The sequence below is a fragment of the Microbacterium sp. SCN 69-37 genome, from assembly GCF_001724435.1.
GTDB classification, from domain to species: Bacteria; Actinomycetota; Actinomycetes; order Actinomycetales; family Microbacteriaceae; genus Microbacterium; species Microbacterium laevaniformans.
Genome location: NZ_MEEL01000016.1, coordinates 20,446 through 31,564, shown reverse-complemented (window position 1 = coordinate 31,564; position 11,119 = coordinate 20,446). Strand labels below are relative to the sequence as shown.

Sequence of the window (11,119 nt, the reverse complement as noted above, 5' to 3'; positions counted from 1 at the left end):
GCGATCACATCCGGAAGACGCCGTAGCCGGCGTCGGTCATCGGGACACGGGAGACGACGTCGAGGGCGAGTCCGAGCACGTCGCGGGTCTGCGCGGGCTCGATCACGCCGTCGTCCCAGAGCCGCGCGGTGGAGTAGTAGGGGCTGCCCTGGCGTTCGTACTGGTCGCGGATGGGCGCTTCGAACGCCGCCTTCTCCTCCTCGGTCCAGGCGTTGCCGGCGGCGCTGAGCTGCTCGCCCCGCACGGTCGAGAGCACGGATGCCGCCTGTGCGCCGCCCATGACCGACACCCGTGCTCCCGGCCACAACCAGAGGAAGCGCGGGGAGTAGGCGCGACCGCACATGGAGTAGGTCCCGGCACCGAACGACCCGCCCACGACGACCGTGAGCTTGGGCACGCGGGTGCAGGCGACGGCGTTGACCATCTTCGCGCCGTGCTTGGCGATGCCGCCGTGCTCGTATTCGCGCCCCACCATGAAACCGGTGATGTTCTGGAGGAACAGCAGCGGGATGCCGCGTTGGTCGCACAGTTCGATGAAGTGCGCCCCCTTCATCGCCGACTCGGCGAACAGGACGCCGTTGTTGGCGACGATGCCGACGGGGTGGCCGTGGATGTGTGCGAAGCCGGTGACGAGGGTCTCGCCGTACTCCTGCTTGAACTCCGCGAACCGGCTGTCGTCGACGAGTCGTGTGATGATCTCGCGCGCGTCGTAGGGAGTGGTCAGCTCGACCGGGACAACGTCGTAGAGAGTGTCGGCGTCGTGCGCGGGCGGATCGGCCGGGCCGAGATCGTACGGCAGCGCGGCGCAGCGCGGCAAGGTGGCGACGATGTCGCGAACGATCTGAAGGGCGTGATGATCGTTCTCGGCGAGATGATCGGTGACGCCCGAGATGCGCGAGTGCGTCACCCCGCCCCCGAGTTCCTCCGCCGTGACGACCTCGCCGGTCGCGGCCTTGACCAGAGGCGGACCGCCGAGGAAGATCGTGCCCTGGTCGCGCACGATCACGGTCTCGTCGCTCATCGCCGGGACGTAGGCGCCGCCGGCGGTCGAGGAGCCCATCACCGCGGAGATCTGCGCGATGCCGTCGCGTGACATCCGCGCCTGGTTGTAGAAGATGCGACCGAAGTGCTCGCGATCGGGGAACACCTCGTCCTGGAGGGGCAGGAACGCGCCGCCGGAGTCGACGAGGTAGATGCACGGGAGGCGATTCTCGGCCGCGACCTCCTGTGCGCGCAGGTGCTTCTTCACCGTCATCGGATAGTACGTGCCGCCTTTGACGGTGGCGTCGTTGGCGACGACCATCACGTGCCGCCCGTGGACGAGGCCGATGCCGGCGATGACGCCGGCGGCGGGAGCGTCGCCGCCGTAGAGACCGTGCGCGGCGAGGGGAGCGAGTTCGAGGAACGGGCTTCCGCGATCCAGCAGCAGGTCGATCCTGTCGCGAGCCAGGAGTTTGCCGCGGGAGGTGTGCCGCTGGCGCGCGCTGTCGGGGCCGCCCCGCGCGGCTCTCTCGCGCACGGCGCGCAGCGTCGCCACGAGCTCGCGGTACCCGTCCGTCGCCTTCGTCGACACGGCATCCTCATTTCGGTTATCAATCAGTAACCCGATCAGAAACATAGCGCCTGCGGCGGGGAATGTCCACCGTCGTCACTGATCTGGGGCCCCCGCGCTGGTGCGGCACAATGTTGCGATGAGCATGCCCGCCGAGCAGTCGCCGTCCTACTGGTACGTGGACGAAGATGCGCGCTCTACGTCGGTCATGGAAGCCATGCGCTCCTACCGGGCCGCCGAGGTGGCGATGCGGCGAAGGACCCAGCAGTCGATGGACATGGGAGAGAACGAGCTTCTCGTGCTCCGCTTCCTCGCGCGCGCACGCTTGCGCCACGAGGATGTGACGCCCGTCGCCCTGAGCCGCTATCTCGGGATCACTTCCGCGTCCACGACCGCACTGCTGGACCGGCTCGAGAAGTCGGGCCACATCACGCGGACCCCCAACCCCGGCGATCGCCGCAGCGTGCTCATCCGCTCCAGCGAGAAGTCCGATGACGAGGTGCGTCAGACGCTCTCAGCGATGCACGAGCGCATGATGGCGGTCGTTCGCGAAATGGATCAGGACCAGCGGGACACGGTCATCCGCTTCCTCGACGCGATGCGCGTCGCGGTCGATCACATCGACGCGTAGTCGCGAGCGCCCGCGGGGTCGGCGATATCGTCAGCGGCCCCGGTCGCCGCATCCAGGAAGGCCAACACCGCTGCGCGACCGTCGTCGGAGAGCTGATCGATGGCCCGCGCGACACGGTCCTCGAACGCGTCGACGAGGGCGGCGACCTCGGCTGCCGCGCGCGCGGTCGGAGCGATGAGGATGCTGCGCCGATCGGTGGGATGGCTCACGCGCTGAACACTCCCGAGGCGCTCCAGTCGGTCGAGCAGGGCCGTCGTCGACGCGGAGCTGATGCCGAGGTGGCGCGAGATCTCGCTCGGCTTGACGTCGGTGCCCGCGCGGTCGCAGGCCAGAACGTACTGAAGGATGCGCAGCTCGTTCTCGCCGAGGGCGGCATGGGTGCGCACGCGCTGATGCATCTGCGCGTCGGCCGCTCTGAAACGCGCCAGGGCGTCCAGCACGGAGGTTGCGTCGGACGTGTGTGCGGTCGTCACCTCGCTCACCTCCCAGAAGAAGTCGTCGCCGAAAAGCTACGGTGCCACCAATATAGCTCATGAATTATCTCGCTTGACTAACTACTTATTTGCGGAATAACCTTTCTCGTAACCGACCGGGCGCAACGCACCACACCGAGGGGAGTCACGATGGGACGCATGTACTACGGCAACAGCTCCGACGCGATCGAGATCGAAGATGTCGACCTCGCCCATCTGCGGATGGTCGCGATGACCAAGCTCCGCAGGTCGGAGGGCTTCAGCCTGTCGTTCTCGTCGCCCGCCGACGGTCGGACGGCTCTGTGGGTGCACAGCGCGATTCCCCTGCGCTTCGAGTTCGACGACGCGGAGCCGATCCGCCTCGATCCGGCACGCGTGAACGAGATCGCCCAGGCGGCCGCGTCGGCCGCCGGAATCGTCATGGAGCGGGCGCGCGCCACGGTTCCGTCGCGCGCGGAGCTGGCGGCCGTGGCATGACTATCATCGCTCCGGCGTCCACGGGGCGCGTGACCTGGGCCCGTGTCAGTGAGGGCTTCTTCGTCGCGTCACGCGCCGGTGACTACGTGGGCTGCGTGGAGGGCACACCCGACGGACACTTCGTCGGCTTCGACTCGCGCTCGACCCCCGTCGGCCGTTACATGACCCTGGTCGACGCTCAGCGCGCGGTGTTCGGCGCTCATGCCGCGCGGCCCGAACCCGGTGTCGAGTCGCCGTCGACGCGCGCGCAAGCGCTGTGGCAGGCGGCGGCGACGGTGAGCGGAATCGTCGCGCTCGGCGCGCTGGCGACCGCCGTGTTCACGACGCCTCTGATCTAGATCGCACCGCGCGGTGCGGCTCAGACCGCGGCCGTCGGTGCGTCGGCGATGGCCTGCTCGGTGCGTTCCTGCAGATAACCGCACAGGTCGGCGAGGGTGGAGAGATCGGCCGACAGGCGGGCCACGCCCGCGGCGTCGAGGTCGAAACCCTCGGTCCGGGGCTCGAACGTCACCACCCACCGCGGGTGGCCGTCGGCGATGACCGGCTGGATGTAGGTGACCGTGGACGCGTTGCTCAAGGCGACGACGACGAGGCCGGAGTCCGGTCCCGGGGTGAAGTCCTTCTCGAGAACCGACACGGAGGAAGCGTCCACGTTGCGGTCCTCGAGGTAATCGCGCACCCATGACGCGACCGTTTCCTGGTTGCGATAGGGCATGGGGCTTCGATTCTCGGCTTCAGCGTGCCGGAAGGCACAAACCCATTATGCCGCCCGTGGTCGCAGTGCACTCGACAGAAGCAGGGACATGGCCGCCACGGGGTCCGAATCATCGGCGAGCCAGCGGATCTGAACGCCCTCCCACCCCGTGATGACCAGGGCGGCCAGAGCGGTGTCGTCGCCGACGGGCGGGTCGATCCTTTCGGCGGCGCGATCGGCGGCGATCGCGCCGGCGTAGTCGGCGATGACGCGCGCGTACCGCTGGCGCAGCCAGTCGTGTGCCTCGTGTCCGGGGTAGGTGGCCTCCGCCGAGACGATGGAGAACATGCGCACCAACTCGCGACGGTCGAGATTGCGTTCGACGATGCCCAGCACGGTCGGGATGAGTCCGTCGCGACGGGTGCGTGCGAGGAAGTCGGCATCTGCGGCATCCTCCTGCTCCAAGACGGCTGCCAGCAGCGACACCTTCGTCGGGAAGTGATGCATGACCGTCGTCAGGCCGAGCCCCAGCTCGGCGGCGATCTGGCGCAGCGAACCTCCGCGGTAGCCGTGCGCGCTGAAGATGGCCGTCGCCGACGCGATGATCTCCGCGCGCCGTTCGGCCGACTTCGCGTACGGACCGCGGCGAGCCGAAGTCGGGGTCGTCATGGCATGACAGCGTACCGTGGGGCCTGTCAAAAAACCGTGCATCTGCACGATATTCGAGATAGGATGCCGTCATGGCAACGCAGGCACGGGAGTATCGCTGGGTCCGAGACGGAGCGACGGAGGCGCGGCGCATGCGCTATGGCGCCGACTACAACCCCGAGCAGTGGTCCCGCGACGTCTGGGCCGAGGACATGCGTCTGATGCGCGAGGCCGGGGTGAACGTCGTGTCACTCGCGATCTTCTCCTGGGCGCTGCTGGAGCCGCGTCCGGGCGAATACGACTTCACCTGGCTCGACGAGGTCATCGATCTGCTGCACGAGAACGGCATCGACGTCGACCTCGCCACGGCGACGGCCTCCCCGCCGGCCTGGCTGTCGCAGCGGCATCCCGAGATCCTTCCGCAGACCGAGGACGGCACCGTGCTGTGGCCGGGTGCCCGCCAGCACTGGCGGCCCACCTCTCCCGCGTTCCGTGAGCACGCCCTGCGACTCGTGCGCGCCCTCGCCGAGCGCTACGGCGAGCATCCTGCGATCATCGCCTGGCACATCTCGAACGAGCTGGGCTGCCACAACATCTACGACTACTCCGACGACGCCGCCCGCGCCTTCCGCGGCTGGCTTCGGCAGCGTTACGGGACGCTCGATGCTCTCAACGACGCGTGGGGAACGGCGTTCTGGTCGCAGCACTACACCGAGTGGGATCAGATCCTGCCCCCGCGCACCGCGCCCACGCACCGCAACCCCGGCCAGCGGCTCGACTTCGAGCGGTTCTCGTCGGACGCGGTGCGCGAGCACCTGCGCGCCGAGGCCGCCGTGCTCGCCGAGGTCACGCCCGACATCCCGTTCACGACGAACTTCATGGTCGCGCAGAACGTTCGCGACATCGACTACCCCTCGTGGGCCGGGGATGTCGACTTCGTCTCCAACGACCACTACCTGCGTCCCGGGGAGATCGGCCGTGATGACCTCTCCTTCTGGGCGAATCTCACCGGCAACATCGCCGAGGGGCGGCCCTGGTTTTTGATGGAGCACGCGCCGAGTGCGATCAACTGGCGCGAGGTGAACCCGCCCAAGCGGCCGGGCGTGCTGCTGCGCGACGCGCTGACCCACGTCGGGCACGGCGCCGATGCCGTCTGCTTCTTCCAGTGGCGTCAGTCGCGGGCCGGGGGCGAGCGCTACCACTCCGGCATGGTGCCGCACGCCGGCGAGCACAGCCGCGTCTTCCGCGACGTCGTCGCGCTCGGCGCGCGTCTGGGGGAGCTGTCGGCGGTCACCGGTTCGCACCGCGAGCGTGCCCGCGTCGCCGTCGTCTTCGACTACGAGTCCTGGTGGGTCAGCGGGCGCGACTCGCACCCCACCGACGCGATCCGCTACGACGACGAGACGCTGGCCTGGTATCGCGCGCTGCTGGACCTCGGCGTGCGCGCCGACGTCGTTCCCGTCTCGGCATCCCTCGACGACTACGAGGTCGTCATCGCGCCGATGCTGCACGTCATGCCCGACGCGTTGCGCGCCCGGCTGGAGGACGTCGTCCGCAGCGGTCGTCATCTCGTGACGACGTACTTCTCCGGCATCGTCGACGAGCACGACCGGGTGTGGCTCGGGGGCTACCCGGGTGCCCTTCGCGACGTCCTCGGCGTGACGGTGGAAGAGTTCGTGCCGCTTCTGCCCGAAGAATCGGCCCTGCTCGCCTCCGGGGCACGGGCGGCACACTGGAGCGAGCGGATCGCCCGCGTCGGCGCCGACGTCGAGGTGCTGGACACCTATGCGGCGGGCGAGCTCGCGGGGATGCCGGCCGTCACCCACCGCCGCGTCGGCACCGGGTCGGCGACCTACGTGTCCGCCGACCTCGGTCGGGAGGGCACCCGGGCTCTGCTCGAGCGTCTCGCCGGTGAGATCGACGCGCTCGCAGCCGACCCGCTCGCGGCGGGAGGCCGGCTCGAGGTCATCGTCCGCGGGGACGAGGCGACCCGGCACGTGTTCCTCGTCAACCGCACCGACGAGGAGGTCGTCGTCGATGCCGGAGACGGTCTGCGCGTCGCCCCGCGCGGCGTGGAGGTGCTGACCCTGCACGCGGGTCCGGCGGATGCCGCCGCCGTCGGTGCCGGTCGCGACAGGATGGACGCATGAGGGAGCGCATCGCCTGGGACGGCGGAACGTGGACGACCCCGCCGGCAGCCGTGCGCGCCCAGGGCGACGCGCTGGCCGTCACGGCCGTCGAAGGCAGTGACGCATGGCGCCGCACGGCGTACGGCTTCATCCACGACACCGAGCACGCGCTGATCGCACCGCTGCCGGTCGGGACGGCCATGGAGGTCGTCTTCGAGGCCGACTTCACAGCGCAGTTCGATCAGGCGGGACTGTTCGTGCGCGCCGACGATGAGCGCTGGATGAAGGCCGGAGTCGAGAACGCCGACGGTGTGCTCGGCGTCGGCGCCGTCGTCACCGACATCATGTCGGACTGGTCGGTCGGGGCCGTGCCGGAGTGGGCCGGGCGGCCGTTGCGCGTGCGCGTGAGCCGTGGCGAGGATGCCCTCACGGTACGCGCCGGCGTCGACGGCGAGCCGTTGCGTCTGGTGCGGGTCGCGCCGTTCCGCGGCGATCTCGACGCGCAGGCGGGACCGATGGTGTGTGCGCCGACGCGCGCCGGCCTCGAGGTCGTGTTCACCGAGTGGCTGCACACCGACGCCGACGCGTCGCTGCACTGATCGCGCCCGCGGCTCGTACCGGCGCAGCTCCTGCGTGCGCGCGACGAGGTCTCGCAGCTGTTCGAGCTCTCCGTCGATCACGCCCGCTGCGCGTGCCTGGATCAGGACGTTGCCGGCCGACGCCCTGGCAGAGTTCTTCCGCGGCTACGTGCGGGGGTACGACCTCGACGCGCTCGAGCAGCTGCTCGACGCGCGCGCCGCCGAATCCCTCGCGAGCGGCGAGGGTTCCGGCCCGGCTGCCACGTCGTGAAGCGGGGTCCCTTCCGCGACGGCTGGACGTCGGCCCGAGCAGCGTGCACTCCGGGTGCACCCTGGGACGACGTCGTGTCGGAGTCGCTCGCGGGCCCGTCGCGTCTGACCCACGACGCGTGTGCGCTCGCCGTGGTGCGGGTCGTCGCAGGAGCGTCGACTGCTCGCTGACCTGTGCCCACCTCGCTCAGAACGGGGGCGGATCCTCGGTCGCGGGAACGAACCTCACCAGTGACGGTGGCCGGTCGGTGTAGCGGCGCCCCGTGGGGCCGGTCCACTCGAGTGTTCCGCCACCGAGATGGCGCACACGCCAGGCGGTGTGATGTTTCATCGTGTGGTGGCGTCGGCAGAGGTGCGCCAGGTTCTCGTGGGCGGTCGCGCCGCCGTCTGCCGCTGCGGTCGTATGGTCGCGGTCGCATCCGTGGGCCGGCCGGGTGCAACCGGGCGCGCGGCACCGTTCGTCGCGCGCGGCGAGGTAGCGGGAGAGTTCCGCGCTGGGGCGATAGCGGTCGACGGCGACCGGGATACCGGTGTGCGGATCGGTGAACACACGATCCCAGCCGGGCGCCAGTCCCGCGAGTCGGCGGCCGATCGCCGGGTCGATGGGGCCGTGACCTGCGAGCATGGCAGGTCCGCCCGCCGGGTCTCCGGCGAGGGTCAATGCGGGGACCGTCACCTGGATGCGGGCGCGGATGGCGTCCAGGCCCGCACCGGTGGCCGTCGTCGATGGTGCTGCGGTCAGCAGGAGGTCGCCGAAGACGTCGGCGCGGACCTGCGCGAGGGTGCGGCGCTCCGCGTCGGCGGATCGGCTGGTGACGACGGTGTCGGCATCGTCGCCTCGGGCTCGCCGGGGCTCGCCGCACGCATCCTTGGAAGTGTCGGTGTCGGTGTCGGTGTCGGTCCGGTCGACGATCGTCCGAGCGCGTGTCGTGAGCGAGTCGTAGATCGCGTACGCGATCGGCGCGGGCAGATCGGCGATGAGTCTAGCCATGCCGTCGTCGAGGTCGAACAGGCGCACGGATCGCTCGTCCGTTGCCCGGTGCACGGCGTCGTCGAACGCCGCCGGGTCGATGGTCGCCGCGATGGCTTTCGCCGCCTGGGTCATTCGCGAGGGAGATTCCGTCCGTGCCGCCTCGAGCGCGAGGGTTTCGAAGCGGGCGCGATCCTCGCTCGTCCGCAGCACCGCGCCCGCTCGCGCGATGGCCCAGGCATGGCTTGCGTCGATCTCGCCGTCGGCCCATGACGCGTGGGTGCGAGGAAACAGCGTGGTCAGCAGATACGCCTCGGACATCCGTCGCTGCACGCCCCGGTCTGAGGCGCGCATCGCCATGCCCAACTCCAGCGCCACTTCCCGAAGCGGCAGGTCCGCGTCGCTCGACCGGAGGGGTGAGCTGCCCCGCTGCTGAGCTTCTTGTCGCAGCAACGCGGTCCGATCCGCGACCAGTCCGACCGCGTCGGCGAGAAGTCGAGCTTCCTCGGCCTGGACTTCGGCTATCCGCCGCCGCGCATCCACCACATCGGCGACCAGCCGGTCCAGCGCCGGCCACGGCGTATCGAGCATGCGGCCGATGTCGGCCACGTCTTCCCGCTGCGCGCTCACGTGCATCATCCCCTCGCTCCGGACAGGCCGGAGCGCAGAACCCGCATCAGGATCGGGGGGATACGCGGGGCTTCTCTCCTTCGATAATAGAACAAAGATTCGAATACTGCAATGGACATTTCGCACACGTCGTGATCCGCGACGGGGTGCGATGCATGATGGGTGGCGGCAGAGGCCGATTCGTGGTGGTGCTACCGCCGTGTCGGATCGGGCAGCGAGATCGGCGTCGTTCCCGCCACCTCGTCGCTGAACTCCTCCGGGGTCACGATCGACAGGGGCCGGGTCTCGTCCAGCGAGAGGGCGAAGCGGCGCGACTCGTGACGGTGCAGGCGCCCCGACCACAGCAGCCATCCGAAGCCGCCGGCGAAGGCGACGAATGCCGCCGCGGCCCCCAGCAGGATGGCGGCACGCGCCCCGTACTCCGCGGCCACCCAGCCCACGATGGGCGCGCCGATCGGCGTTCCGCCCATGAGGATCGCCATGTACAGGGCGAGCACGCGCCCGCGCAGCGCCGGATCGGTCGTCGTCTGCACGTAGCCGTTCGCCGTCGTGAGCGTCGTGACGACCGAGAACCCGGTGAACATCAGCGTGATGGCGTACAGCCAGTAGTCCGGCATGAACGCCGAGACCGTTCCCGCGACCGCGAACATGCCGGTGCCCACGATCACGAGACGCATCCGCGCACGATCCCGCCGGGCGGCCAACAGGGCCCCGGCGAGTGAGCCGATGGCCAGGATCGAGCTCAGCAGCCCGTAGCCGTCGGCATCCCGTCCGAACTCCAGGGCCATCGTCGAGGCGAAGATCGGGAAGTTCATGCCGAACGCGCCGAGCAGGAACACCATCACGAACGTCACCATGAGGTCGGGGCGGCTGCCGACGTAGCGGAAGCCGTCGGCCAGACGCGATGCCCCGGGCGCCGTGATGCGCGGCACGAGTTCCTCGGAGCGGATCAGCCGCAGAGCCACGATCATCGCGAGGAACGTCACCGCGTTGATCAGGAACACCCAGCCGGTGCCGACCGCGACGATCACGACGCCGGCGGCGGCGGGCCCGATCATCCGGGCGCCGTTGAAGGATGCCGCGTTCAGTGCCACCGCGTTCGAGGCGTTCTCGCGGTCGACGAGATCCGACACGAACGCCTGGCGCGTCGGGTTGTCGAACGCCGCCACGAGACCCAGCGCGAAGGCGAAGACGTACATGAGGGGAAGCGTCATGACGCCGCTGAGGATCAGGATGCCGATGGTCGCCCCGAGCACGAGAAGCGAGCTCTGCGTCACCATCAGCAGCCGTCGCCGTTCGAAGCGGTCGGCGACCCAGCCCGTCACGCTCACCAGCAGCAGGGGAGGCGCGAACTGCAACGCCATCGTCACGCCCATCGCCCCCGCGTCGTTGTGCGTGAGCTGCGTGAGCACGACCCAGCTGAGCGCCGTGGCCTGCATCCACGCGCCGATGTTGGACACCAGTGCGCCGATGAACCAGACGCGGTAGTTGAAGACCGAGAAAGAGCGGAACATCGCATTCGACGCGCGGGTGGGCGAACTCATCGGGCTGCCACCTCCCGCATCAGCTCGGCGGCGGAGCGCAGCAGCTCGCGCTGCGACGCCGTCAATGCGGCCAGGGCGTCTTCGAGCCACGAGTCGCGGCGCCGGACGGTCTCCTCCACGACCGCGCGACCCGCGTCGGTGAGCGCGATGTTGACCTTGCGGCGGTCGTCGGCGTCGGTCGTGCGCGTGAGGTAGCCCGATTCCTCCAGGCCGTTCACCGTGCGGTTCATCGACGGCGCCGACACGCGCTCCCGGTCGGCGAGTTCGCCGAGGGTGTGCTGCCCGTGCACCGACAGAGCGGCCAGCACGGCGAACTGCGCGTCGCTCATGGTGTCGACCGCCCGCTGGGAGCGAAGTCGTCGCGCCAGACGGAAGGTCGCCATGCGCAGTTCGGCGGCGGGTGCGGAGAGGTCGGGTGCGGCGGGGGCGGGCGTCTCGGGGCTCATGCTGATACTTAGCATCGCTCATTAGTCTTGCTAAGTATCACGTGGACGGTGTCAGGCGGATGCCGCCGGCGCCGGTT

At 69.6% G+C, this 11,119-nt stretch carries 13 protein-coding genes; 6 read left to right on the top strand and 7 right to left on the bottom strand.

Translation table 11 applies throughout. The annotated features are described in order from the left end of the window. Window positions 1-4 precede the first annotated feature (4 nt). Window positions 5-1,618: a carboxyl transferase domain-containing protein gene (locus tag ABS64_RS01530; RefSeq protein WP_288119613.1), complete on the bottom strand. Its 1,614-nt coding sequence runs from the start codon at window positions 1,616-1,618 to the stop codon at window positions 5-7. A gap of 73 nt (window positions 1,619-1,691) precedes the next feature. Between ABS64_RS01530 and ABS64_RS01525 the strand changes: the two genes are divergently transcribed. Beyond that, on the top strand, window positions 1,692-2,183 hold the full coding sequence (locus ABS64_RS01525) for a MarR family transcriptional regulator (protein WP_292680294.1): 492 nt from the start codon (window positions 1,692-1,694) through the stop codon (window positions 2,181-2,183). On the opposite strand, the gene ABS64_RS01520 is transcribed toward ABS64_RS01525, so the two are convergent. Next, the gene (locus tag ABS64_RS01520; RefSeq protein ID WP_292680292.1) at window positions 2,168-2,656 is read right to left on the bottom strand and encodes a MarR family transcriptional regulator; all 489 of its coding nucleotides are present in this window, start codon (window positions 2,654-2,656) and stop codon (window positions 2,168-2,170) included. The genes ABS64_RS01525 and ABS64_RS01520 overlap by 16 nt on opposite strands. 150 nt (window positions 2,657-2,806) lie before the next feature. Here ABS64_RS01520 and ABS64_RS01515 point away from each other — a divergent pair, with 150 nt between their 5' ends. Both ABS64_RS01515 and ABS64_RS01510 read left to right on the top strand, forming a co-directional pair. After that, window positions 2,807-3,133, top strand: a complete 327-nt coding sequence (locus ABS64_RS01515) for an RNA polymerase subunit sigma (protein WP_292680291.1) — start codon at window positions 2,807-2,809, stop codon at window positions 3,131-3,133. After that, window positions 3,130-3,471: a peptide ABC transporter permease gene (locus ABS64_RS01510; RefSeq protein ID WP_292680289.1), complete on the top strand. Its 342-nt coding sequence runs from the start codon at window positions 3,130-3,132 to the stop codon at window positions 3,469-3,471. The genes ABS64_RS01515 and ABS64_RS01510 overlap by 4 nt, the downstream gene beginning before the upstream one ends. 20 nt (window positions 3,472-3,491) lie before the next feature. Here the strand turns inward: ABS64_RS01510 and ABS64_RS01505 are convergent, their stop codons facing one another. Both ABS64_RS01505 and ABS64_RS01500 read right to left on the bottom strand, forming a co-directional pair. Then, the gene (locus ABS64_RS01505; protein ID WP_036286965.1) at window positions 3,492-3,848 is read right to left on the bottom strand and encodes a hypothetical protein; all 357 of its coding nucleotides are present in this window, start codon (window positions 3,846-3,848) and stop codon (window positions 3,492-3,494) included. A gap of 45 nt (window positions 3,849-3,893) precedes the next feature. After that, the gene (locus ABS64_RS01500) at window positions 3,894-4,496 is read right to left on the bottom strand and encodes a TetR/AcrR family transcriptional regulator (RefSeq protein ID WP_292680287.1); all 603 of its coding nucleotides are present in this window, start codon (window positions 4,494-4,496) and stop codon (window positions 3,894-3,896) included. 71 nt (window positions 4,497-4,567) lie between these two features. Between ABS64_RS01500 and ABS64_RS01495 the strand changes: the two genes are divergently transcribed. The 3 genes from ABS64_RS01495 to ABS64_RS01485 all read left to right on the top strand — a co-directional run bounded on the left by ABS64_RS01495 (window position 4,568) and on the right by ABS64_RS01485 (window position 7,453). After that, on the top strand, window positions 4,568-6,625 hold the full coding sequence (locus ABS64_RS01495) for a beta-galactosidase (RefSeq protein WP_292680286.1): 2,058 nt from the start codon (window positions 4,568-4,570) through the stop codon (window positions 6,623-6,625). After that, window positions 6,622-7,203: a DUF1349 domain-containing protein gene (locus ABS64_RS01490; protein WP_061683811.1), complete on the top strand. Its 582-nt coding sequence runs from the start codon at window positions 6,622-6,624 to the stop codon at window positions 7,201-7,203. Before ABS64_RS01495 ends, ABS64_RS01490 begins: the two co-directional genes overlap by 4 nt. 109 nt (window positions 7,204-7,312) lie before the next feature. After that, complete coding sequence (locus ABS64_RS01485; protein ID WP_197017266.1) at window positions 7,313-7,453, top strand: hypothetical protein; 141 nt, start codon at window positions 7,313-7,315, stop codon at window positions 7,451-7,453. 186 nt (window positions 7,454-7,639) lie between these two features. Here ABS64_RS01485 and ABS64_RS01480 read toward each other — a convergent pair whose 3' ends face one another. The 3 genes from ABS64_RS01480 to ABS64_RS01470 all read right to left on the bottom strand — a co-directional run bounded on the left by ABS64_RS01480 (window position 7,640) and on the right by ABS64_RS01470 (window position 11,042). After that, window positions 7,640-9,058, bottom strand: coding sequence for an HNH endonuclease signature motif containing protein (locus tag ABS64_RS01480; RefSeq protein ID WP_292680496.1), 1,419 nt, complete (start codon window positions 9,056-9,058; stop codon window positions 7,640-7,642). A gap of 185 nt (window positions 9,059-9,243) precedes the next feature. Beyond that, window positions 9,244-10,596, bottom strand: coding sequence for an MFS transporter (locus tag ABS64_RS01475; RefSeq protein ID WP_204947806.1), 1,353 nt, complete (start codon window positions 10,594-10,596; stop codon window positions 9,244-9,246). Next, on the bottom strand, window positions 10,593-11,042 hold the full coding sequence (locus tag ABS64_RS01470; protein ID WP_288119708.1) for a MarR family transcriptional regulator: 450 nt from the start codon (window positions 11,040-11,042) through the stop codon (window positions 10,593-10,595). The genes ABS64_RS01475 and ABS64_RS01470 overlap by 4 nt, the downstream gene beginning before the upstream one ends. Window positions 11,043-11,119: the final 77 nt, after the last annotated feature.

Excerpts from the sequence above, each read along its gene's own strand:
- ABS64_RS01530 (WP_288119613.1), bottom strand. The coding sequence starts at position 1,618 with ATGTTTCTGATCGGGTTACTGATTGATAACCGAAATGAGGATGCCGTG.
- ABS64_RS01505 (WP_036286965.1), bottom strand. The coding sequence starts at position 3,848 with ATGCCCTATCGCAACCAGGAAACGGTCGCGTCATGGGTGCGCGATTAC.
- ABS64_RS01475 (WP_204947806.1), bottom strand. The coding sequence starts at position 10,596 with ATGAGTTCGCCCACCCGCGCGTCGAATGCGATGTTCCGCTCTTTCTCG.
- ABS64_RS01510 (WP_292680289.1), top strand. The coding sequence starts at position 3,130 with ATGACTATCATCGCTCCGGCGTCCACGGGGCGCGTGACCTGGGCCCGT.
- ABS64_RS01480 (WP_292680496.1), bottom strand. The coding sequence starts at position 9,058 with ATGCACGTGAGCGCGCAGCGGGAAGACGTGGCCGACATCGGCCGCATG.
- ABS64_RS01490 (WP_061683811.1), top strand. The coding sequence starts at position 6,622 with ATGAGGGAGCGCATCGCCTGGGACGGCGGAACGTGGACGACCCCGCCG.
- ABS64_RS01470 (WP_288119708.1), bottom strand. The coding sequence starts at position 11,042 with ATGAGCCCCGAGACGCCCGCCCCCGCCGCACCCGACCTCTCCGCACCC.
- ABS64_RS01495 (WP_292680286.1), top strand. The coding sequence starts at position 4,568 with ATGGCAACGCAGGCACGGGAGTATCGCTGGGTCCGAGACGGAGCGACG.
- ABS64_RS01525 (WP_292680294.1), top strand. The coding sequence starts at position 1,692 with ATGAGCATGCCCGCCGAGCAGTCGCCGTCCTACTGGTACGTGGACGAA.
- ABS64_RS01515 (WP_292680291.1), top strand. The coding sequence starts at position 2,807 with ATGGGACGCATGTACTACGGCAACAGCTCCGACGCGATCGAGATCGAA.
- ABS64_RS01500 (WP_292680287.1), bottom strand. The coding sequence starts at position 4,496 with ATGACGACCCCGACTTCGGCTCGCCGCGGTCCGTACGCGAAGTCGGCC.